Source organism: Streptomyces sp. NPDC030021, from assembly GCF_055574035.1.
This window is the reverse complement of sequence record NZ_JBVIAH010000023.1, coordinates 92,218-112,887: the sequence shown is the minus strand read 5'-3', so window position 1 is coordinate 112,887 and position 20,670 is coordinate 92,218. Positions and strand designations below refer to the sequence as shown.

Annotated in this window: 16 protein-coding genes and 3 pseudogenes; 10 read left to right on the top strand and 9 right to left on the bottom strand. The window is 71.1% G+C overall.

The annotated features are described in order from the left end of the window. Positions 1 to 57 precede the first annotated feature (57 nt). Together ACZ4YL_RS34245 and ACZ4YL_RS34240 are read right to left on the bottom strand one after the other, a co-directional pair. Positions 58 to 282, bottom strand: coding sequence for a hypothetical protein (locus tag ACZ4YL_RS34245; protein ID WP_351160224.1), 225 nt, complete (start codon positions 280 to 282; stop codon positions 58 to 60). 296 nt (positions 283 to 578) lie between these two features. Further along, a complete protein-coding gene (locus tag ACZ4YL_RS34240) occupies positions 579 to 1,565 on the bottom strand; it encodes an aldo/keto reductase (RefSeq protein WP_468121709.1) in 987 nt (328 codons plus the stop codon). 601 nt (positions 1,566 to 2,166) lie between these two features. On the opposite strand from ACZ4YL_RS34240, the gene ACZ4YL_RS34235 reads away from it, so the two are divergent. Further along, entirely contained in the window at positions 2,167 to 3,579 is a 1,413-nt protein-coding gene (locus ACZ4YL_RS34235) for an amidohydrolase family protein (protein ID WP_468121707.1), read from the top strand. A gap of 189 nt (positions 3,580 to 3,768) precedes the next feature. Here ACZ4YL_RS34235 and ACZ4YL_RS34230 read toward each other — a convergent pair whose 3' ends face one another. The 3 genes from ACZ4YL_RS34230 to ACZ4YL_RS34220 all read right to left on the bottom strand — a co-directional run bounded on the left by ACZ4YL_RS34230 (position 3,769) and on the right by ACZ4YL_RS34220 (position 5,974). After that, entirely contained in the window at positions 3,769 to 4,503 is a 735-nt protein-coding gene (locus ACZ4YL_RS34230) for a hypothetical protein (RefSeq protein WP_468121705.1), read from the bottom strand. A gap of 220 nt (positions 4,504 to 4,723) precedes the next feature. Further along, on the bottom strand, positions 4,724 to 5,383 hold the full coding sequence (locus tag ACZ4YL_RS34225) for a maleylpyruvate isomerase N-terminal domain-containing protein (RefSeq protein ID WP_468121704.1): 660 nt from the start codon (positions 5,381 to 5,383) through the stop codon (positions 4,724 to 4,726). 111 nt (positions 5,384 to 5,494) lie between these two features. Then, positions 5,495 to 5,974 carry a hypothetical protein gene (locus tag ACZ4YL_RS34220; protein ID WP_468121702.1) on the bottom strand — a complete coding sequence of 160 codons (480 nt, stop codon included), beginning with the start codon at positions 5,972 to 5,974 and terminating at the stop codon, positions 5,495 to 5,497. A 1,214-nt stretch (positions 5,975 to 7,188) separates the two neighbouring features. Here ACZ4YL_RS34220 and ACZ4YL_RS34215 point away from each other — a divergent pair. Beyond that, on the top strand, positions 7,189 to 8,736 hold the full coding sequence (locus ACZ4YL_RS34215; protein WP_468121701.1) for an alpha/beta hydrolase: 1,548 nt from the start codon (positions 7,189 to 7,191) through the stop codon (positions 8,734 to 8,736). A gap of 133 nt (positions 8,737 to 8,869) precedes the next feature. On the opposite strand, the pseudogene ACZ4YL_RS34210 reads toward ACZ4YL_RS34215, so the two are convergent. Further along, a pseudogene (locus tag ACZ4YL_RS34210) lies at positions 8,870 to 9,265 on the bottom strand (MFS transporter); the annotation flags it as partial. A gap of 357 nt (positions 9,266 to 9,622) precedes the next feature. On the opposite strand from ACZ4YL_RS34210, the gene ACZ4YL_RS34205 reads away from it, so the two are divergent. From ACZ4YL_RS34205 to ACZ4YL_RS34190, 4 genes and pseudogenes are all read left to right on the top strand, one after another. Next, positions 9,623 to 11,929 carry an ADP-ribosyltransferase domain-containing protein gene (locus tag ACZ4YL_RS34205; RefSeq protein ID WP_468121699.1) on the top strand — a complete coding sequence of 769 codons (2,307 nt, stop codon included), beginning with the start codon at positions 9,623 to 9,625 and terminating at the stop codon, positions 11,927 to 11,929. A gap of 241 nt (positions 11,930 to 12,170) precedes the next feature. Next, a pseudogene (locus ACZ4YL_RS34200) lies at positions 12,171 to 12,407 on the top strand (IS110 family transposase); the annotation flags it as partial. Positions 12,408 to 12,629: 222 nt separating this feature from the next. Then, a complete protein-coding gene (locus tag ACZ4YL_RS34195) occupies positions 12,630 to 13,280 on the top strand; it encodes a hypothetical protein (RefSeq protein WP_468121697.1) in 651 nt (216 codons plus the stop codon). Then, positions 13,273 to 14,820: a hypothetical protein gene (locus tag ACZ4YL_RS34190; protein ID WP_468121696.1), complete on the top strand. Its 1,548-nt coding sequence runs from the start codon at positions 13,273 to 13,275 to the stop codon at positions 14,818 to 14,820. Before ACZ4YL_RS34195 ends, ACZ4YL_RS34190 begins: the two co-directional genes overlap by 8 nt. 146 nt (positions 14,821 to 14,966) lie before the next feature. Here ACZ4YL_RS34190 and ACZ4YL_RS34185 read toward each other — a convergent pair whose 3' ends face one another. Both ACZ4YL_RS34185 and ACZ4YL_RS34180 read right to left on the bottom strand, forming a co-directional pair. Beyond that, entirely contained in the window at positions 14,967 to 15,125 is a 159-nt protein-coding gene (locus ACZ4YL_RS34185; RefSeq protein ID WP_468121694.1) for a transposase, read from the bottom strand. A 165-nt stretch (positions 15,126 to 15,290) separates the two neighbouring features. Then, positions 15,291 to 15,596 carry a hypothetical protein gene (locus ACZ4YL_RS34180; protein ID WP_468121693.1) on the bottom strand — a complete coding sequence of 102 codons (306 nt, stop codon included), beginning with the start codon at positions 15,594 to 15,596 and terminating at the stop codon, positions 15,291 to 15,293. A gap of 854 nt (positions 15,597 to 16,450) precedes the next feature. On the opposite strand from ACZ4YL_RS34180, the gene ACZ4YL_RS34175 reads away from it, so the two are divergent. Next, positions 16,451 to 16,870, top strand: a complete 420-nt coding sequence (locus ACZ4YL_RS34175) for a hypothetical protein (RefSeq protein ID WP_468121692.1) — start codon at positions 16,451 to 16,453, stop codon at positions 16,868 to 16,870. A 56-nt stretch (positions 16,871 to 16,926) separates the two neighbouring features. On the opposite strand, the pseudogene ACZ4YL_RS34170 reads toward ACZ4YL_RS34175, so the two are convergent. Next, positions 16,927 to 17,162: pseudogene (locus tag ACZ4YL_RS34170) on the bottom strand (transposase); the annotation flags it as partial. 180 nt (positions 17,163 to 17,342) lie between these two features. Here ACZ4YL_RS34170 and ACZ4YL_RS34165 point away from each other — a divergent pair. The 3 genes from ACZ4YL_RS34165 to ACZ4YL_RS34155 all read left to right on the top strand — a co-directional run bounded on the left by ACZ4YL_RS34165 (position 17,343) and on the right by ACZ4YL_RS34155 (position 20,564). Continuing rightward, positions 17,343 to 17,648 carry a hypothetical protein gene (locus tag ACZ4YL_RS34165; protein WP_468121691.1) on the top strand — a complete coding sequence of 102 codons (306 nt, stop codon included), beginning with the start codon at positions 17,343 to 17,345 and terminating at the stop codon, positions 17,646 to 17,648. Between the two features lie 749 nt (positions 17,649 to 18,397). Continuing rightward, a complete protein-coding gene (locus ACZ4YL_RS34160; protein ID WP_468121689.1) occupies positions 18,398 to 19,384 on the top strand; it encodes a glycoside hydrolase family 18 protein in 987 nt (328 codons plus the stop codon). Between the two features lie 649 nt (positions 19,385 to 20,033). Further along, on the top strand, positions 20,034 to 20,564 hold the full coding sequence (locus ACZ4YL_RS34155; protein ID WP_468121688.1) for a hypothetical protein: 531 nt from the start codon (positions 20,034 to 20,036) through the stop codon (positions 20,562 to 20,564). The last annotated feature ends 106 nt before the right edge of the window (positions 20,565 to 20,670 follow it).

The following is a 20,670-nucleotide window of genomic DNA, read 5'->3' as shown; positions in this document are numbered from 1 at the left end:
GCTCCCGTCAGCACTGGAGCGCTCTCCGGTAGCACCTGCTGCCTGGGCACGGTGGCGTCAGATGTCGCTGGTCCACACCTCGGGGCCGCCCCCCTCCCACCGGATCGGCCCGTCCTCGGACAGATCCACATCCTCCAGCCCGGCCCGCCGCAGGAACTCCGACACGTCCGCGGGCGTGAACGCCCGGCCGAGGTCCGCGTCCACGCCGAGCGCGTGCGCAGTGACCTTGCGCCCGCCCTGCGGCGACACGGGGTGGATCACGATCTCCGTCTGGTCCGCCATACGTCCACAGTGCGGCGGGCCGACCCGTACGGCATCCGGAGGCCACCCCGTGGCTCCGTTCCGGTGCCGCGAGAGCACAGCAGCCCTTGATGTCCCCTCAGAACCTCCGGAGGGGACGGCGTTCGGGGGCGACGGCAAACAGCGGAACCAGTGAGGCAGGGTCCGCACAGCAGCCGGTCCCGGGGACCGTGGCTGGTCCCCGGGGCCCGTGGCGTGCCCGGCTTCGGGTCGGATCTGTCCGGCCGCGGCGGCGGTGAGCCAGTCGGCGGATCCGGCGTCGGTCCCGCCGGTCGGACTCAGTTGTCGACGAAGGTGAGGCTGGTCGCGTCGTAGCGGGTGCCCGCGACCTGCTCGGGTGGGGCGGCGGCCTCGATGGCGGCGAGGTCTTCGGCGGACAGCTCGACGGCCAGGGCCGCGAGGTTCTCCTCCAGGTAGCGCTGTCGCCGGGTGCCGGGGATCGGCACCACGTCGTCGCCCCGGTGCTGCACCCAGGCCAGGGCGAGCTGGCCGGCGGTGACTCCCTTCGCCTCAGCGAGCTCGTTCAGCTTCTCGACGATCAACAGGTTCCGCTCGAGGTTGCCGTCGGCGAAACGCGGCTGGCTGCGCCGCACGTCGTTCTCGGCCAGACCTTCGACCGAGCTGTACCGGCCGGTCAGGAAGCCGCGCCCGAGTGGGGAGAACGGGACGAGCCCGATGCCGAGTTCGCGGCAGACCGGGCTGATCTCCGCTTCGAGGTCGCGGGTCCACAGCGACCACTCACTCTGCAGCGCGGCGATCGGGTGCACCGCGTGCGCCCGTCGGAGGGTGTGCTCGCCGGCCTCGGACAACCCGAGGTGGCGGACCTTTCCGGCCTGCACGAGTTCGGCCATCGCGCCGACGGTCTCCTCGATCGGCACCTGCGGATCGACCCGGTGCTGGTAGTAGAGGTCGATGTGATCGACCCCGAGCCTACGCAGCGACGCCTCGCACGCCTGCCGCACGTACGCGGCGTCGCCGCGGACACGGGTGGGCTCACCCAGGCGGTTGGCGAAGCCGAACTTCGTGGCCAGCACCACCTCGTCGCGGCGCCCGGCCACGGCCCGTCCGATCAGTTCCTCGTTGTGCCCGGCGCCGTAGAAGTCGGCGGTGTCCAGAAGGGTCACCCCCAGATCGAGAGCATGGTGCACGGTGGCGATGGACTGCGCGTCGTCCGTGGCGCCGTAGCCGTGGCTCATGCCCATGCATCCCAGGCCTTGCGCGGAAACCGCCAGACTGCCCAGGTGCCGGGTGGGAACGTCGGTCATGCTGCTGCCTCCTGAACTCGGAATCATGATCAGGACGTTAGGTGTTGGAGCACACTCCAAGTCAACCCGGCGCCGCCTCCCGCCTCCCGCCCTCCGGGCGACACAGCGGCTCCGGCCATCCGGCCATCCGGCTCGCGCACGGCCACTCTCCGTGTGGGGACGTATCGCTGCACCGGGTTGCCCGTGCAGACGTGTGCGCCGACACAGGGCTGGGCGCTGAGCGTCGGATTGCGTGTCCGGTTCCGGGGCGGGTTCCGGACTCGTCGGCATCTCCCCGCCACAGGTGCCGCCCCCGGGGATGCCGCGGGAGCCGGCGGGCAGGCATGCGGTACAGGGCGGAGGGCCGGTTCCGCCACTGGCCGGTGAAGAGGTCTTCCGGCCGTGCGGCGTCGGCGAAACGGTGGACCTTGCGGCAGGTCATGCCCAGCTGCCGCTGGATCGAGCGCCGACAGATGGCCGGAACGGAAAATGTTTTCCGAAAACGTCTATCGAATGGCCGTTCGCTGGGAATGCTGCGTGTAATCTCCCGCCCTGCCCGACGCCCCCACACGGCGTCGCCCGGGCGGGCCTTCCGTTCTGAGCCCTCGGGAGGTACCACGCCATGCGCTCGTCCCCCACGCCGTCGCCGGCTCCCAGCCGCCGCGACATCCTCACCGGCCTCGGCCTGGCCGCTGCCACCCCGCTCGTCCTCGGCATCACCACCCGCCCCGAACGCCCACCCGTCCCGGTCGGCCCGACGGTCCTGCTGCGCGGCGCCTCCCTCATACTCACCATGGACCCGGCCCTCGGCAGCAGCGCCCTCGGCGCCCTTGAGAACGCCGACGTCCTGATGCGGAACGGCACCATCGCCTCCGTCGGCACGGGCCTGCGGCCCCCGCCCGGCACCTGGATCGTGGACGCTTCGGGCAAGCTGGTCATGCCGGGGTTCGTCGACACCCACACCCACCTCTGGCAGGCGGTGATCCGCGGGGGCTGTACCGACGGGGACCTGTTCGGCTGGTTCACACGATGTACCGACCCCCAGCGGGGCCGGCTCACCCCCGAGGCCCTGCACAGCTTCGTACGCCTCGCCGCCCTCGACGCCGTCCAGTCGGGGGTGACCACCCTCGTGGACTGGGTGGACATCTTCTCGTACGACCTCATCGAGAGTTACGTACGGGCCCTGGCCGGAACCGGAGTGCGGTTCACCTACGCGATGTTCCCCTCCGAAGCCGACCCGACGCTGGTCACGAAGGTGAAGAAGGAACTCGTCGACCCCGTTCCGCTCGGCGGCTTCCAGGTCGCCACGCACGCGGCGCGAGCCGTCCAACACCTCAACCACGCGCACTGGGAAGCCGCCCAGGACCTCGGAGTCATGCTCAACTCCCATGTCCTGGAACGCCCCGAGCAGCGTGCCGACGACCCCATCGGGGTCCTCGCCGACATCGGCGCCCTCGGTCCGCGGCTCCTGATCAACCACGCGATCCACCTGACCGACGACGAGATCGCCGCCGTCGCCGCGCACGACGTGCGTGCGGCTCACTGCCCGCTCAGCAACATGCGGCTGGCCTCCGGCATCATGCGGCTGTCCGAGTTCGGGCGGCGGGGCGTCAAGGTCGGCCTCGGCCTGGACGGCGGGACCAACGACAGCTCGGACTTTCACGCGCTGATGAAGACGGCCATCGGCCTGCAGCGCGCCCGCGCGACGGAGGCCGGAATCTTCCCGCAGGTGCACGACGTCCTGCGGATGGCCACGCTGGGCGGCGCCGAGGCCCTCGGGATCAGCGACCGGACGGGCTCCCTGACCCCCGGAAAGCGGGCCGACGTCGTGGTCGTCGACCCGGCCGCCCTGAACTTCGCGCCGCGCTTCGACTGGGTCGGCCAGACCGTCTTCAACGGGCGGCCCGAGAACGTCGAGGCCGTGTTCGTGGACGGACGGCCGCTGAAGTTCGACGGCCGGCTCGTCGGCATCGACACGAACCGCGTCGTACGGGAGGCGGAGACGGCCGCCGCCCGACTCCGCGCGGCCGGGTAGACCTCACCGGCCCGGCGGACCGTACGCCGCCCTCATCCGGTTTCTCCCGATCCCTCGCCCGGCTGCGGCGGGTGATCCCACTACCTGCCGCGGCGGCCCGGCCGTGCACCGGACCGGAGGCTGCTCCGGTCCGGTGGGGCCGTCTCCCCCACCTGACCGTCACAAGGCGCCGAGGATGGCGCCGCGGGGTCAGCCCACCGCGTCCCAGGCCCTCGTCGGACCGTCCAGCCAGGCGGGTGGCAGCTCGGCGGCGTCCCACTCCTCCCGCAGTGCGGCGGCCGCCGGCGTGGCGAGCCGCTCCAGCACGGCGACGCTGGTGGCGGAGTGCAGAAGGGAGTAGCGGCCGTGGATGGCGGTGGGACTGCCGGGCCCGTACTCCACGTACAACCGCTCCAGACGGGCCCGGTGCGCTGCGACGAATTCCGCCAGCCGGCCGGCGTACCCGGCCCTCTGCCGGGGGGTCATCGTGGCGAGGACGGCACGCAGTACCTCCTCGGTGACCTCGGGGTCGAGGTCGGAGACGGCGGTGAAGGTGAGGTAGAGGGGGGTGACGGCCGCCTTCGCCTGCTCCACCTCCATGCGCCCGACCGGCGGCCGGGCGGCCGGGGCGGCGCTCGGTCCGTCGGGGTCGACGGTCTGCCGCAGTGCCCGTTCGGCGATCCCGCCGAGCTCGTCGGTGACGGCACGGGCACCGTCCAGCCAGCCCGACTCGTACGGCTCGCCCTTGTCCCCCGGTACGGACCCCCCGAGCGCGCCGACCTCCTCGCACGCGCCGGCCAAGGCGCCCGCCTCGACCAGGGCGATCAGGCCCTCCGCATCGTCGGCGGAGACCCCCGCCCGGCCGAGCAGCTGGAGCAGCGTCCTCTTCGCGTTCAGGACGCTGACCGAGTCCAGCTCGTGCCGGTTCTCCTCGGCGGCATGCATCGGATCTCCTCATCCCATGGGTCGGCGGTGCGCTGCGCTGCCGCGGAGCGCACCGTTTGAAGGTTCAACGCGGGATGGGGCCGCTGTGATCCCTGAGGATGCCCTGCTGCTCGACGACTGCATCCGTTCGGCGGAACGAGCGCCTCGACCGCCTGCAGGGCGCTCAGTATCCCCTGACCGGGCCCGGAGCGGCTCCTCTTTGCGGCGGGGGTGGGTCAGGTCAGCCCAGGACGAGCGGGAACCTCACCGCCGCGTCGCGCAGCTCGGCCCGCTGCGCGTGGGTGGGCGCGCTGCGGCCGGTGCCGACCAGGAGCGCGTCCCGGTCGGTGAACGACGTGGGGAACGCCGCCCCGGCGATCCGCTCCAGCATGGCGCGGGAGCGGGCCAGGCTCTCCTCGGGCGGCCGGGTCCGCGCGTCGGGGAGGTGGGCGATCAGGTCGAGGTGGTGCAGCGTCCACTCCAGGACGTACGCGCCGAGGTAGTCGCCCACGGTGAGGACCTCGTCGCGGGTGCCCACCCGGGCCCTCGGGTCGGCGAGTTCGGCGGCGCGGCCGGCGGCGGAGCCGACGTCGTCGAGGTGGAACCGGAGCAGGTGCGGGTCCCCGTACGCGGCGGCCAGCCGGACGGTGAGGGCGTCGAGCGGGTCCTCGCCGGTCGGCGGCCGGTCCTCGACGTGCCAGTAGGTCACCGCGTCGACGGTCGGCTCCGTCGCGGCGGGGGTGGCGAGGGTGATCAGTACGTCCTGGGCATCGATGACCAGGTGGCACACGAGGTCCCGTACGAGCCAGCCGGCGCAGCCCGACGGCCGTGCGAAGTCCGGGTCCGGGATCTCGGCGACCGCCGTGCGCAACGCCGTCCAGGAACGGGTGAAGAGGTCCACAGCGGCACCGTAGTGCGGCGCCGCCGCGGCGGACAAGCTCGGCTGTCCGGTCCGGCGCCGGGCGTGTCCCGTCGCCCGGTGGTGCCGGCTCCGAGCCCTTCGGGGCGAATCTCAGCACAGCAACAGATAGCCCATCCACAGCAGGTGAGCGAAGCCACAGTCAGCAGGCGTATGCCCGAGGCCTCTCCTCTGCCCGTGACAGAACTCCCGGTCGTACTCCTGTGGCCTGGCCATGGAACCTTGCCAGGTATACCGGGTCCGGCCGACGATCAGGACTGCCAGCGCATGCCCAGGGCGTCCAGGGACCGGTCCGTCGGCGGCGGGGGTGAGGGCGGTGAGTTCGGCCGGGGAGGTGGTCCTGGGGAGGTCGCCGGCCGACGGGTGGTCGATGGCCTGGCGTGCCGAGCAGACCGCGACCGTCCGGCCTCGGCGTCCCGCGGCGTGCCAGGATCTGGCCGTCTGGGACAGCAGGTCCAGTGTCGGGACGAGCACGAGGACCCGGCCGCGGGCCGCGAGGCGGCCGGCGGTCCGGACGGCGATTGACGTCGGCCGCCTGATCGCCACCACCGCCCACGCGGCGTGGCCAGCCATCGCGGACCGGCAAGTCCCGTAAGGCGTACTCGAACTCCCGGTCGTCCATGGCGTCGACCTCGGCCAGGGTGATCCGCAGCGTGGCCAGCCGCTCGGCCTCACGCCGCCGACCGCGCACGGTTCGCGCGCCCCGCCATACCCCGCTGGCACCCGCCAGCAAGACGAGAGCCAGCACAACGGCCACGCGTCCTGGAGCGCTTTGACGGCTGCGGCAGCCATCCGTACGGCCAGGACCAGGACGGCCAGCGCCACGACCGCGGCCGAAAGGACCTCGGGCGCGCCGCGTGGGCGTCGAAGGCATGACCGCTTGCGTCCCATCAGCGGGCGACCGGGGTGGAGGCGGTCGGCTGCGGTTGCGCGGGGGCGGCACTGTGGTGGCCGCCTCGCCGAACCCGAACACCTGCCCCCATAACCAGACGCCGGCCGCAAGACCGGCGATCATCCAGCCGCTCATCCGCTGCGCGCTCCGCTGCGTCGGATTGCGGCGAATGTGTGCGCGTACTCGGTGAAACCCGTCCGGCACCTTCGGCATGGCGTCTCCTCCTGTCGGCGAGCCGCGATTGCGGCCGTCACCTCAGATTGGTGTAGCAGCGAGCACTGGCAGAAATTGATGGATCATCAGGGGTTCGAACCGAACCAGATCGCCATCAAGCCAGCCGCATCGCACGGCCGGGTTGCCCGTGGGACTGGCAGTACGGGCTACTGACCTCGGCGGACGGGCCGGGACAGCTTTCGCGTGCACCCGTCCTGCTCACCGCGCGTATCTCAGCGCATGGGGACTGGTTAGAGGGGCCTGGCACACGGCCAGGCAGGGCAGCCCGGGAGTTCCGACTTCCGAGGCCGCGTCCGGCCTCGACGGGGTCGAGGCGGCCTAGTGCTGTGGCCGGAAAGGTTTGCCGGGTTGCGGCGTCAGGTGCATGGGGTCTCCCCAGGCCCGCAGGGCCTAGGGGAAGCATCGCAAGGCGGAGGGCCGCGGCTCGTACTGGACGTACTTGCGCGGTCCGACAACCTGGGGGTCCCCCCGGACGGAGTCTGGGGGATGAGGTGCCGTGCCGGGCGTCGCAACCCGGTGAACCTTGCCGGTCACAGCACTAGCCAGGCCGGGGTGGTGCTGGCACCACCCCGGATACGGGCATTGGGGGGATCGCCTGGTGGGCCGGGTTCTCTGAGGATTGGGGTGTACCGAATCGCTCCGACCAGGGGGAACCACCCACATGCACCTCTTCAAGAAGCCCGCGCGGTGGGCCACGGCCGCCGCGTGCGGGCTGCTCGCCCTCGCCGCCCTGCCCGCGTCGCCGGCGAGCGCCGCCGGGGCGAAGGGCGGCGCGCCGGCCGTGCCCGCGCGGTTCGCGCAGCAGCGCCTCGACTGGCAGCCGTGCCAGTCCGGTGCGCTGGAGTGCGCCTCCATGACGGTGCCGCGCGACTGGTACCGCCCGGGCACGGGGGCGGACCTGACCGTCGCGGTGTCCCGGCACCGGGCCGCGGACCCCGCCGCGCGGCGGGGCGTGCTGATGATGGCGGCCGGCGGGCCGGGCGCCTCGGGGCTGGGCCGGCCGGCGGGGCTGGCGGCGTACTCGCCCAAGCTGGCGGCCGCGTACGACGTCGTCGGCTTCGACCAGCGCGGGGTCGGGGCCAGCACGCAGGTGGTCTGCTCCGACCAGGACGCGGTGGACGCCCTGTTCACCAGCGGCGACCTGCGCGACCGCTCTCCCCGGGCCGTGGACGCCACCGTGGACCGGGCGCGGGACTTCGTACGGGACTGTGAGCGGCGGTCGGGCGACCTGCTCCCGTACATCACCACCGACCAGGCCGTGCACGACATGGACCTGTTCCGGGCGCTGCTCGGCGAGTCGAAGGTGTCCTACTACGGCCCCTCGTACGCCACCTTCCTCGGCGCCTACTACGCAACCGAGTTCCCGCGCCGGGTCGACCGGGTGGTGCTCGACAGCAACATCGGCTTCACGGGCAGTTGGCAGGAGTTCCTGACGGGCCAGCCGATGAGCTTCCAGCGCCGGTTCGAAGAGGACTTCCTGCCCTGGCTCGCCGCGAACGACGCGACGTACCACCGGGGCCGGACCGCCGAGGAGGCCAAGGCCTCGTACGAGCGGCTGCGGCGCGCGCTGGGCGAGCACCCGCTGGACTTGGAGGGGACGACGGTCACCCCCAACCACCTCGACGCCGCCGCCACCTCCATCATCTACAGCGGCGACCGCTTCCCCGACCTGGCGATGCTGCTCGGTGTCCTGGAGCACCCGGAGGCGGCTCCGTCGGCCGCCCGCAAGGCCCTGGCCGAGAAGCTGAAGCACCCTCTGGGGGCGCAGTTCGCGGCGGACTTCTTCTCCGTCATCTGCCAGGACACCCCGTGGAACCACGACAGCGCCTACTGGGTCCGCCGGAGCGCGGCCGACGGCGCCGCGTACCCGATGGCCGGGGCCCGTGAGCTGACCTTCGCCTCGGTCTGCGCCGCCTGGCCGCGCTCCCAGGCGCCCCGGGTGCAGGTCACCGGGCGGGGGCTGCCGCCGATCATGATGCTCAACTCGCTCCACGACCCGGCCACTTACTACGAGGGCGCGCTGCGGGCCCACCGGGGGACGGCCGGATCCCGGCTGATCACCGTCGGCGGCGGCGACCACGGCGTCTACCAGTCGCACAACCCCTGCGTGGACGCGTACGTCGAGGGCTTCCTCGTCGACGGCCGGATGCCGGCCGAGGATGCCTCGTGCGAGGGCAGGCCGCTGCCCGACCCGACCGCCGGCCGGTAGGTCGTCTCTTTCGGATCTTGCCGGTCAAGGCCGCGCCGTCCGGTGCCGTGCATCGGCGCGTTGGCGGCGCGCCCACGTACTGGACGTACTCGGTGCCCCGTCAATGCGGCGAGGTGCGGTGCCGGACGACGCGGAAGAACCACCAGGACTCGAAGGACAGCGCGGTCATCGCGGTCGCGCCCAGGTAGACGACCAGGGTCACCATGAAGACCCTCTTGCGGCCGTAGCGGTCCGTCGGCCAGCCGAAGAAGAGCGCCCCGGAGCAGGCACCTGCCACGTAGAGGGCGGCGGCGATGCCGGTGACCTGGGCGGCGGTGATGTCGAGGCCGCTGCCTTCCTCGGCGAGGCGGCCGGCGACGTTGCCGACGATGGTGACCTCGAGGCCGTCGAGGATCCAGACGGTGCCGAGGCCGATCACGATCATCCAGTGCCACCGGGACCACGGCAGGCGGTCGAGGCGGGCCGGCACGGCCGTGGTGACGGTGCCCGTGGTGGCCGGCACGGGCACCGGCGACGAGTCGGATGCCATGGTTCCCTGTTCCTCCTTCTCGAACGCCCCCTTGCCCTGCCGGGTTCCCGCGAACCGGGCGGACATGCGGCCGCGGCCGCGGACGGCTGCCCGCATGGCCGCGCCACCCCGCAGCACGATGCCCGCGCCGCCTCCGCGACCTGCCCGGCGGCGGACACGTCCCAGCTTGCCCGCGGACTCCGGACACACCCGCTGCGACACACCTGGCACCGCCCGAGCGGACTGCCGCAGCCCGGCCGCTGTGCCGTGCGCGCAGCTGTGACGGCCGCTCACCATCCCTGCGGCCGAGCGCCGTTGTCAGTGGTGACGGCTATGTTCGCAGTGTTGCAAGGGGCCGTTTCCCGACAGGAGTGGACGATGACCGAGAGCAGTGTTCAGCCCACGCTGAGGGTGGTGCTGACCGACGTGAACGAGCACGTGGTGCAGGCGTGGCGGGCGGCGTTCGCGGACACCCCCGGCATCGAGATCCGCAGCGGCTCGATCCTCGACGAGGACGTCGACGCCTGGGTCACCCCCACGAACTCCCGGGGCCGGATGGACGGCGGCGTCGACGCCGCCATCAAGCGCCACCTGGGATCCGGCATCCAGGTACGGGTACAGCGCGCGATCCGAGACCGGTTCGCCGGAGTCCTCCCGGTGGGCAGCGCGGTCTGCGTCCCGTCGGGCGCGGCCGTCCCCCGGTACCTGATATCGACGCCGACCATGGTGCAGTCCTCGCAGAACGTGAGCGCCACCCTGAACGTGGCACTTGCCTGCGCCGCCGCGTTCCAGGCCGTCCACCGGCAGAACCGGCAGGCGCCCGGCAGCATCCGCTCCGTGGCCCTGGTCGGGATGGGCGCGCAGACGGGCCGGGTCCCGGCCCGGGTGTGCGCCAACCTCATGTGGACCGGTTACACCCTCTTCCACGACCACTGGTTCCAGGACGACGACGAGTTGCGCGCCACGATCATCACGCAGCTGAACGGCGTCGAGAACGCCCCCGTCGAGGAGCGGGTACGCATCGTGCCGCCGAAGCCCGTCGAGCCCGTCCCCGCCGGCCACCTCCCTTCCTCGACCACGACGAACGAGAGCTCCTCTCCCATGACCGACGCGAACGACCCCCTGGCTCTCACCGAACTCTTCGACGGCGGCGGCGAGCCCTGGCTCCCGCTCCTGAGGCCGGTCATCGAGGCACTGCCGGACGCCCCCCGGTTCATCGGGAAGGGCCGCAGCCCCGAGGTCGTCCCGGTGCGTGAGCTGACCTTCCAGGCGCTCAAGCCCAACCCGCCGCACAAGTGGAAGGTCGTCGCCTTCGGCCAGAACCCCTACCCACGGCCGGAGAGCGCGACCGGCATAGCCATGTTCGACAACACCTTCAGTGACTGGAAGGACAGCCAGTTCGGCAGGGTCGTCAGCATCCGCTGCCTCATCAAGGCGGCGGCGATGTGGAAGTACGGCATAGCCAAGAAGACGCCCATCGCCGAGGTGCGCGCGTTGTTGAAGGAGCGGGACACCGTCCAGCCGCCGGAGTGGTTCCAGGCGATGCTCACGCAGGGCGTGCTGCTGCTGAACGCCTCCCTCACCGCCAGCGGCGACGGAGCGATGGGTGCCGACCAGCACACAGCGTTCTGGCGGCCCGTCGCCGAACGGATCGTCGAGGAGATCCTCAAGGCCAAGCAGGACGCCGACGAGGAGGACCGCGGGATCGTCTTCGCCTGGTGGGGGGCGCACGCCCGCAACCTGAAGAGGGTCGTCCTGCGACTCCAGGAGAAGTACCCGGACGTCGAGGTCCGGCACATCGACCACGCGAACCCGGCGGCGCAGGGCGACATCTTCTGCGAGGGCGACCACTTCGCCATGGTCAACGAAGCCCTCGCGTCGCTGGGCGCCGACCCGGTCGACTGGCTGCCGAGCAAGGGGTGGGATCAGGGGACAGCCGGCGCGGACGGGGGAGTCGCGGCACGCATGGGCGCCTTCATCGAGTCGACGATGAACCTGCACCAGCTGTACCTGGAGCGGCTCACCAGCGTCAAGGACGAGGGCCTGGTCCTCCCCGCGATCACCGGCGTGTTCGACACCCCGCTGATGGATTTCCAGGAAGCCGTCGCACCCGTCGCCCGGACGCTGGCCGGGCTCACCGGACACATCGACCGCTCACGCGACTTCGGCAAGCGGCGGGTGGACGAGACGTCCGCCGGCCTGTCCGCCGACGCGATCGCCGCGCTCCACCTCTACACCTGCGAGTCCGCCTTCTATCGCGAGATCAACGCCGTCCTGCGCTCCCCGGACCGCACCAGGGTCACGCCCTACCTCCCGTACCTGCGGCTGCTGTTCTCGGCGGTCTCGGGGCTGCCCGCGCACACGCAGCCGCTGTGGCGCGGTGTGTCGCTGGACCTGCGGGCGCAGTACCCGGTGGGCCGCACGGTCACCTGGTGGGGCGTCTCCTCGTGCACCTCCCAGCTGCACGTGGCCCGGTCCTTCCTGGGCAGCCGCGGCAAGCGCACGCTCTTCGAGGTGACCCCCGCCAAGGCGGTCGGGATCAAGAGGTTCTCCGCGTTCACGGGGGAGGAGGAGTACATCCTCACCCCGGGCACGCAGCTCAAGGTGACGGACGTCAAGAGCGAGCGCAGCGGTCTCTACACGGTCAGGCTGACCGAGGTCGACGATGCCCCCATGGTGTCCTGACCCCCCGTTACCTTTTTCGTGGCTCCGCAATGGGGCCTCCGGCCTTCGGGTCCGGATGACTTCCCCCCTTGTTGTTCATGATCCGGGGGGGTGTCACCGGGTCCGGAGGCATCAACGGACCGATGATGAGGGGCTTGAGCACCGGTTTCACCCAGGCTGGAAGAGCTCTCCGTAACGTGGGTGGGGCAGCTCGGTGCCGTGGCAAGGCCGGACGAAAGCGTGATGGAGGGGCCTGCACGTGATCGACACCGGCGACATCGGCGTCTTCCTCGGCCTGGACGTCGGCAAGGGCGAACACCACGCCACCGCCGTCACCCCGGCCGGGGAGAAGGCTTTCGACAAACGCCTGCCCAACACCGAACCCAAGCTCCGCGAGCTGTTCACGAAGCTCCAGGCCAAGCACGGAACCGTGCTGGTCGTGGTCGACCAGCCGGCCTCCATCGGCGCCCTGCCGCTGGCGGTCGCCCGCGACTTGGGCGGCCCGGCGGCGATCGCCTCGTAGCGGGGCGTCTCGACGCGCTCTGGGCGCAGCAACGGCAGCTCGAAGCCCTCGGGCAACCTGGCTGTCGGCCTTGTCGGCGGTCACGCTGTCTGGCTTCTCGCGGGGCCGGCCGGGTCACCGACGATGCCGATGACCACCCGGCGCGAAAGGCAGGCCCGCGGGGCGATTGGATGGGCCTTGGACAACGGAGGGGGAGTAATGGCGCTGCATCCTGAGGGCATGTTCACCAGCGGACCGATCGCGCACCTCGTCGGGCTCGCCGCGGGCGGGACCGATCCGCTCGAGTGGGAGGTGCTGCGGCTCACGCGGGTCACCCGGACAGAGCACTGGGACGTGGCCTGGCAGCACACCGCCCAGCTGCTCGCCTCCCAGCTGGACTATCTGGCCACGGCATTCAGCGAGGAGTTCTTCGCGACCTGCCCGCAAGACGCCCGCCGGGCATGGACAGCGGCCGCCGGGACCAAGAGCGTGCCCGAGTTCATGACCGACCTCGCGATGCTGCTGCGGCTCGCGGACTGCCAGTGGCCTGCCGGATACGAGGACGTCCCGCTGGCCCAGTGGGAGGTGCGCGCCCGGTACCCCCTGCTGCTCGCGCTGGACTCCTGGGCGTACGACGGGGAGCACTGCTCGTACGAGGAGAGCCTGTTGGCCTTCATCGAAGCCGAGCATCCCTTCTGCTCCTACGAGGTGATCCCCCGCCTGACCCAGGCGCTGGAGGTACTGACGCTCCGCACGCAGTCCGACGCCTTCGCCGCATCGTTCCGGGCTCTCGTGCCGGACGCGACGCCGGAAACCCTCGGTACCCTCGCCCGGGTGTCGTTCGCCCACCTGACGGAGCACCATGGCTGACCAGTCGGAATCGCACTCCACTCTCCACGACCACGCGTTTCCCGAACTGCTCGGACACTCGAGCCAGGCAGTGATCAGCGCCGATGGGCAGTGGATCGCGGCCAGTTCGGTGATGCACCGGCACAGCCGGGTCGCCGTCTACCGCGCCGCCGACCTGTCCTGCGTCCACCTGCTGACCTTCACGATGGACGCCGAGTCGATCGCGTTCCACCCCACGCTGCCCCTCCTCGCCGTCGGCCTCGACAACTGCGACGAGTACAGCAGCGAAGGCGGCCTCACCCTTCTTGAGCCCGGCACGGGCCACCGCGTCGACTTCACCGACCCCGCATGGGGCATCGAGCCGGTCCGCTGGCTGGACGACCGCACCCTCGAACTCCCCTTCTTCGGTGCGGAGCAGCACGGCTCGTCCTTCGGCGAGCGCATGAGGGCCCGGGCCACCGTCGTACGCGAGAACTGGCTCGGCCTCGCCCCCGGCGCCCTCGACCTGACCACCCTCGACCGGACACCGCACGACCCCGGGGACCCGACAGCCTACGACGACACACCGCCCGCGCAGCCGCTGCTGCGCACGCTCGCCGAGCGCGCCGGCCGGAGATACGACCCGCGGGGTGGGGTCCGGGCCGTGGCCGGGCTCGGCGACGGCCGGGTGCTCGCCACCCGCCGCGACGTGGCGGTGGAGTGCTGGGCGGCGGACGGATCGGCGTTGTGGAGCGTCCCCGCCCCGTCGGCGAGCGGTGGCACCCGGATCGAGGTGGCCGCCGACGAGCGGACCGTACGCGTGGTTGTCGCCGGTCCCGACGCCCGCGCCCGGACCGACTTCCTGCTCGTCGACACGGCCGACGGCACTGTTCTCGACCGGCACTCCGTGCCGTTCTCAGCCGCGATGTCCACCCGTACGGACGGGGTCTGGGCGATCCGGGACACGTACAACCGCAGCTTCGGGGCCGAGCCGCCCGCCCCGCCCAACACGCGGATCTTCGCCGGCGGGAGCCGGATCGGCTCGGTCCATGTGCCGGACCGGTACGACCTCGTCCCGCTCGACGTCCGCCGGTGCCCCGAGCTGCTGTATGGGCGAAGGGGGCGGGACGTGATCGCGCTCGCGCCCGACGGCGCGGCCGAGACCGTGCTCTTCTCCGTCGACGCGCCGCTCGGCCGGGTGGTGTACGCGTCCGATGCCGCTGGCACCGCTCTGCTGCACGGGCGGACAGAGCTCGTCCGCCGGGCCTTCCCGTCCGGCGAGATCCTCTGGAGCCGGCTGCTGGAATCCGAGGTCATCGACCTCGACACGCACGCCGGGGTCCTGCACGTCCTGTGCGCAGACGACGGCCTTGTGTCTGTCGACGCAGCCGACGGGGCAGTCCTCCACCGGCGCCCGCTGCCCCCGTACCGGCCGCTTTCGCTGGCCGCGGCTCCCGACGGAACGATCCTCGTCGGCACCGCCGCCGGGCAGATCCTGCGCTGTCCGGGGGGCCGTGTGCCGAGCGGGAGGACCGGTAGCGCTCATGGCCTGCTTGGCCCCGAATCGGGGCACAACCCTTGACCGAACTCATGGGAGCTCAGCCCGGGCGCCGGCTTGGCGGCGTCTCTCACCTGGCAGGGTTCATCCCCGCGTACGCGGGGAACAGCACCTGGCGCTGGAGGTCGCCCGTGCGGACGGCGGCTACCGCCGCCTGAAGTCCGGTCGCTTCAGTCGCTCCCCTGGCGCTGAACGCCGGTCCGGACGCGGTGCAAAATCCCGTCGATCACCTGCCGCTGATCCCGCCACCCGCCGCAACGCCTGTTGCTGACCGGAAGGAACGGCCGTAACCGTTCCCACTCGGCGTCACTCAGGTCACCCCGCCCCACGTCTGCATCAACGACCGGGACACGAAGTAGTCACATGATCGACGGGACAAGCCCTGGACGGTTCCGACCGCTCTTCCGTGACGACTACGTGTGACCGAGCGGTTCAGTTGGCGGGATCCGTCAAGTCCGACGCCCACAGGGCCGCGTCGATGCCGCCATGAGGTCTCACAGCACGTGGCCGGCCGCCCCCTGAGCCGCGTCCACCTCCAGCAGGCGGCTGGCGGTGCGCTGCGAACGGGAGCGACACCGAGCGGTGGCGGCCGCCACCAGGTCAGGCCACCGGTCCTGCACCAGCGCCCTGCGACGGGTCTGCACCACCACCGTGCCGCCCGGCCCGGACGCGGTGAAGACGAGCGCCCGGTGCCCGTCCAGCTTCTGCTCGTACGCCACCCCCACCCGCACAGCGGCCGGGCCCGGCACGGCTTCCGCAGCCTGCGCCAGCATCGGCTCCACCGGCGGCCTGAGCGTCACAGGGGGCCTCCCTCACGGCTTGCGCGTCCCTCATCCAGGGTCCGCCAGACCAGCCGGAGGCGACTCTGCAGGGCCGCGCGCGGTCAAGGCTCGCCGAGACAGGTGACCCGTCTCATCGAAGGTTGAAAGCCACACCCGACGCCCCTGGGTGGGCCAACCATACGAAGGGCTCGCCCTGTCCCGCAGAACAACGTAGGGAAGGTTGACCATTCTCAGCGAAGTTTGACCGGGACGGCGGCTGCTGCTCTGCGGCTGGTTCAGTCGGTGGAGCTCTCCGCTGGGGGCCACGGCCCCTCGAAGGCCGATCCGCAGTCGTGCGTCATGGGCTTCGTCGAGCGTGCGGGCGACGGTGTCCGGGGGCGCTCCAGTGAGGGCGCGGGCGCGGGCTTCCTGCTGGAGGGCTTCGGCGCGGGCGCGGGGCGGCAGCCGCCGGGGTCCGTGGGCGGCGGTCCGGGCGAGGTCGAGCATGCGGGCCGGGCCGTCGCCGGTGACGGTCGCCCACTCCACCGCGCGGTCGTGGAAGAAGGCGGACACGTGCGGTGGGTCGCCGGCGTCGCGGTGGAGCCAGGCGGTGACTCGGCCGCCCGGGCCCCGAGGCCGAGGAGTTCATGCCGGACGGGGTCGGGTGCTTCGCGTGCCAGTTGCTCGATGACGGCCAGGAGCTCGGTGGCGGAGGGCAGGGCATGCCGGGGCCGGTGCTTCCGTCGGTGTGGGCCACCTCGTCGAGCGCGTCTCCACCCAGCCCGGCCGCCGTGTCTGGGCGGGGTGTAGTGTGGCGAGCAATTGAACGTGTTCAATTTCAAGATCGCCCGGCACCTCCGGAGCGGGCAGGGGGAATGCACATGGTGCGGAAGATGACGGGCAGGCGGACCCTGTACGTCGCGGGGTACGCCACAACAGCCCAGTACGCGGCCATCGGCATCGTACTGATCGCACTGTCCCTGGTCACCGAGGGGCCACCCATCGAGCGCAGCGACTGGCTGTACTCGCTGGTGTGGCTCGCCTTCCTCAGCGCCGTCCTGGGAGTGGTCCAGGCCGTGCTGTTCGCCACTCCGACGGCCTTGATCGGCGATGCCCTGGCCCAGCGGCTGCCCGGCGGCCGGATTCTGTGGCACCTGGCACCCGTCCCCATCCTGCCGATCATCCCGGCCGCCATCGCCTACTCCGTCGACGGCGCGGCCTGGCAGTGGTGGGCCTACCTGACCCTGCTGGGCTGCATCCCCGCTCTGGCAGCGGGGCGGGCTCGAGTCCCAGCCACCCTGTTCGCCTCCTGAAGGGTGTTGCAGAAGGTCCGTGTCGGGCAGGCCTGAGTGGTGTCAGACCTGCCGTTTCACCGTGTCATGGCGAGCTTGTGCATGGTGGCGACGGCCTGGACGGTGTGGTGGAGGGCGTCACCTTTCTGGCGGCAGTCGCGCAGGATCTTCCAGTTCTTCATGCGGGCGAAGGTGTGCTCGGCTCTGGCACGGACCCGCCGGTGTTCGGCGTGGCCCTCCTCCTGACCTCGAATGAGGGGCGTCCGACCCTTCTGCGGTGCGGGACGATCAGCCCCGTGCCCAGGCAGGCACCGCGCAGCGGCCGAGGATGAGGAAGCTGGAGCTTGATCACGCCCACGGTGCCGAGAGCACACCTGGCCCTTCTCGGATGGACGCCCCGAAGTGCCCCGGCGATACCGGCGGCTTAGCTTCGCAGTGCGATCCCGTGTGCCGTCCGGCCGCGGCGCGCCCAGGCGGTCGAGAGGACACTCCCATGGCAGTCGTGATGACCTTTTCCTGGCCCGAGATCACACCCGAGGTGTACGACGCGGTGCGCCAGAAGGTCCGCTGGGAAGAGGACACACCGGACGGGTGCGTGCTGCACGCCGCCTGGTTCGTCCGGGGCGGCCTCAACGTGATGGACATCTGGGAGTCGGAAGACCACTTCAACCGGTTCATCGAGGCCAGGATCGCCCCTGTGCTCAAGGGCGAACTGGGCGTGCAAAGCGACCCCGAGCCGAATTTCTACCCCCTGCACCGGCGCTTCGTCGCACCTGGCGTCAGCGGCGCCAGCTCCTGACGCACGCCTTCCGCGCCGAGAAACCGCGTCAGCTCCGCACAGAGAAGAGGGGGCCGGGGAGGGTGCCCAGGTACGGGCGCCGCCGTTTCCTGCCCAGGGGGCTTATCGGCCGGCCCGCTCGAAAGTGAGGTTCGCGTCCGGGCAACCGGCCGCGTACCCCAGCAGTCTCCCGCTCGGCCCGGTCCACCGCCAGACCCCACCGGTGCTTCGTCGCCACCCACTCACCGATGTATCGGCAGTGCACCGCCAACGCCGGCCCCCGCAGCCGCAGCCGCAGCCGCAGCCGCAGCAAACCTCTCCCCTCGGCTGTCGCATGGAAAGACACCACGCAGTTAAGCCGTCAAGTCGGCCGGTCCGGGGGCGGTGTGAGGAGTCGAAGGTCTCCCGGTTCCGGAGGGAGTGGCGGAGCTGGACGAGCATGTGGCTGAACTAGTGCCGCAGGGGCCGCGAATGGGCCTCGGGAGGCAGGAGCGAAGCCTGCGTGACGGTGTGGTGATGAACGGCTTATTACGCCTCATACCGGCGGTTTTCCGGAACGGAAGTGAGCGAACGCGCGTCGTGCAGCTCCTGCGCACCCCCAGCGAACAGAATCTCCCGAATCGAGAACATCTTCGCCGAAGGGTTTGGTAGCGATGAAGCGGATCGGGCGACGTGCTGCGGCTGGACTGGCAGCGCTTGTACTCCTGGGTGTCGGCTCCGCCAGCGCCCGGGCAGCAGACGACCCGGGCCCCAACGGTTCCGTCCTGATCGTGAACAAGGGCGACAACAACAACATCGCCGGCCGGGACCTCATCGTCGGGAACAACAACACCGTCGGCGCCGGCCACACCATCACGCAGGGCAGCCTGCCGCTGACCCCGGCCCCGTCGGCAACCCGCCACGTGGTCGCGTTCTACCAGACCGGCACCACGACAGGCGACCCCGGCCAGCCCTATGTCTCCCCCGCCCCTCTCGCAGGGCAGGCCGACGTGATCGAGGTCGCCGCGTTCCACCTCAACGATCCCGCGCAGTACCCCATCCTCACCCTCAACAGCGACGCCCCCTCCGCCGCCAAGTACTCCCCCATGTGGCGCGACGTCGCCGCGCTCCAGGCCAAGGGCCTCAAGGCCACCGCACTCCTCGGAGGCGCCGCGCCCGGCACCTACACCCGACTCGACCAGAACTTCGGCATGTACTACCCGCCCATCCGCGACGCGCTGAGGACCTACAAGCTGGACGGCATCGACCTCGACGTCGAGGAACCCTTCACCGAGGCCACAGCGGAACGGCTGATCAACCAGCTGCGCACCGACTTCGGACCGAGCTTCCTCATCACCCTCGCCCCCTCCCCCAACAGCCTGGCGGACGACAACGGCGGTAACCTGCCGCAGCTCGACTACCGCACCCTCGAGAACAACGTCGGCACCAAGATCAACTGGTACAACGCCCAGTTCTACTGCGACAACGGCAGCCTCACCGACACCAGCGACTACGACGCGATCATCCAGAACAACTTCCCCGCATCCAAGGTCGTCGCCGCCGCCATCACCAACTCCGACCTCGACTGCGCCGGCTACGTCCCCATGCCCATCCTCCAGACCACCCTGCGCACCCTCGCCACCAAGTACCCCGCTTTCGCCGGCGCAGCAGGCTGGGAATACGCGCTCTCCGCCGACGTCAACGAACCCGGATGCCCCACCGGCCCCGCCAACTGGTACTGCGCGGTGCGCCACTCCTTCACCGCCAACACCCCCTGAACCTGCGGCCGCGGTCCGCGCCCGCTCAGCCGGCCGGTCGATGACGTCGGCGCCGTAGGCCCGGACCCCGACTTCCGCCAGCCGTCGCACAGCTCGGGCAGGGATCGCGGGTCCTTGCGCTTCGGCGGGCGCGTCCGGTCGGCGGCGTCTCCTACCGACTCACCGTCCGACAGCCCGTCCCCGGCCGCAGGTCCGGCCATCGAGGTCGAAGGGCTGTGGTTCGCGAGTTCCTCGAACTCTGCGAGGCGCTCCCGCCCGACAGCATCCGCGAGGGGCTGCACCGCGCGGACGACGGCCGCACGCACGGAGACCTGGGCATCGTCGCCGCCATGGTCACCCTCACCTCCGCCGTGCTGCAATCCCTCACCGCGTGGCTCCAAGCGCGCCAGACCCGGCAGCGCCCCGAGCAGCGGACGCTCCCACCGGGCCGGTACGCACTCGAACGCCGGCCCGACGGCACAGGCAGACCGCCTTCGAGCGTTGCCGTGTGGACGGCCCTGCCGCAGCGCCCGCTCGGTGCGGGCCGGGACCGATTTGCCGCGGGAGGCGTCGAGTGCTGCGGCGGCGAGGACGGTTTCGGGCAGGCCAGCTCAGGCGGAGGAACTCGATGGCAGCACCGTCTGCGAATGTGCGAGCCTCCTTCTCCCAGATGCCGATCGAGAAGACTGTGATGACCCGCGACGACGCTCTCAAACAGCTCAGCCACATCGCGCGCGAGAGGGCATTCGGTAGGCACGTCGGGTCTGACCAGCTCATTCAGGCAGGGCTGAACGCGCTGATTGCCGGAGTTGAGAGCCAGTCCCTCGCTATGCTGGCCGGTCTCCTCCGGAGCGAAGAGCCCGAGGCTTCGGCACTCTTCGACCAAGTGCTGGAGGAGTTGGGACTGCTCTTCCATCCGCCCGCTGACCCTCGGGCCGCGAAGTGGGCGATGGCCTACTGGGTCGCCGGTCAGATCGCCGACGGATCCCTGGATCCCGCCTCCGGCACCCACCTCATTTGGGCAGACATCGCCTATGACCTCGGCTACCCCGAAGAGCTGGAACCCCTTGTCCACTGCGCGCACAATCTGGACGGCTGGGAGGAAAGCTGGGGAGTCCCTTTCGAGGAACTCAACAGGGATGCGGTTGAGGCAGCGAAGCAGTTCCTCGGCAAGCGGTCGGCAGCAGAAGCGGGAGACTGACCGCCGGTTCATTCTCGCCACCGGTATTGGTCCACCCGCTACCTTCCCCCTCACTCCGCGTGGCCGCACCGCTGAGTAGGCCCGGAGCGCGGTGCCGGGATTGCTC

Bases quoted from the DNA above. Each gene is read 5' to 3' on its own strand.
- ACZ4YL_RS34245 (WP_351160224.1), bottom strand. From the start codon at position 282: ATGGCGGACCAGACGGAGATCGTGATCCACCCCGTGTCGCCGCAGGGC.
- ACZ4YL_RS34240 (WP_468121709.1), bottom strand. From the start codon at position 1,565: ATGACCGACGTTCCCACCCGGCACCTGGGCAGTCTGGCGGTTTCCGCG.
- ACZ4YL_RS34235 (WP_468121707.1), top strand. From the start codon at position 2,167: ATGCGCTCGTCCCCCACGCCGTCGCCGGCTCCCAGCCGCCGCGACATC.
- ACZ4YL_RS34230 (WP_468121705.1), bottom strand. From the start codon at position 4,503: ATGCATGCCGCCGAGGAGAACCGGCACGAGCTGGACTCGGTCAGCGTC.
- ACZ4YL_RS34220 (WP_468121702.1), bottom strand. From the start codon at position 5,974: ATGGCTGGCCACGCCGCGTGGGCGGTGGTGGCGATCAGGCGGCCGACG.
- ACZ4YL_RS34215 (WP_468121701.1), top strand. From the start codon at position 7,189: ATGCACCTCTTCAAGAAGCCCGCGCGGTGGGCCACGGCCGCCGCGTGC.
- ACZ4YL_RS34205 (WP_468121699.1), top strand. From the start codon at position 9,623: ATGACCGAGAGCAGTGTTCAGCCCACGCTGAGGGTGGTGCTGACCGAC.
- ACZ4YL_RS34195 (WP_468121697.1), top strand. From the start codon at position 12,630: ATGGCGCTGCATCCTGAGGGCATGTTCACCAGCGGACCGATCGCGCAC.
- ACZ4YL_RS34190 (WP_468121696.1), top strand. From the start codon at position 13,273: ATGGCTGACCAGTCGGAATCGCACTCCACTCTCCACGACCACGCGTTT.
- ACZ4YL_RS34175 (WP_468121692.1), top strand. From the start codon at position 16,451: ATGACGGGCAGGCGGACCCTGTACGTCGCGGGGTACGCCACAACAGCC.
- ACZ4YL_RS34165 (WP_468121691.1), top strand. From the start codon at position 17,343: ATGGCAGTCGTGATGACCTTTTCCTGGCCCGAGATCACACCCGAGGTG.
- ACZ4YL_RS34155 (WP_468121688.1), top strand. From the start codon at position 20,034: ATGCCGATCGAGAAGACTGTGATGACCCGCGACGACGCTCTCAAACAG.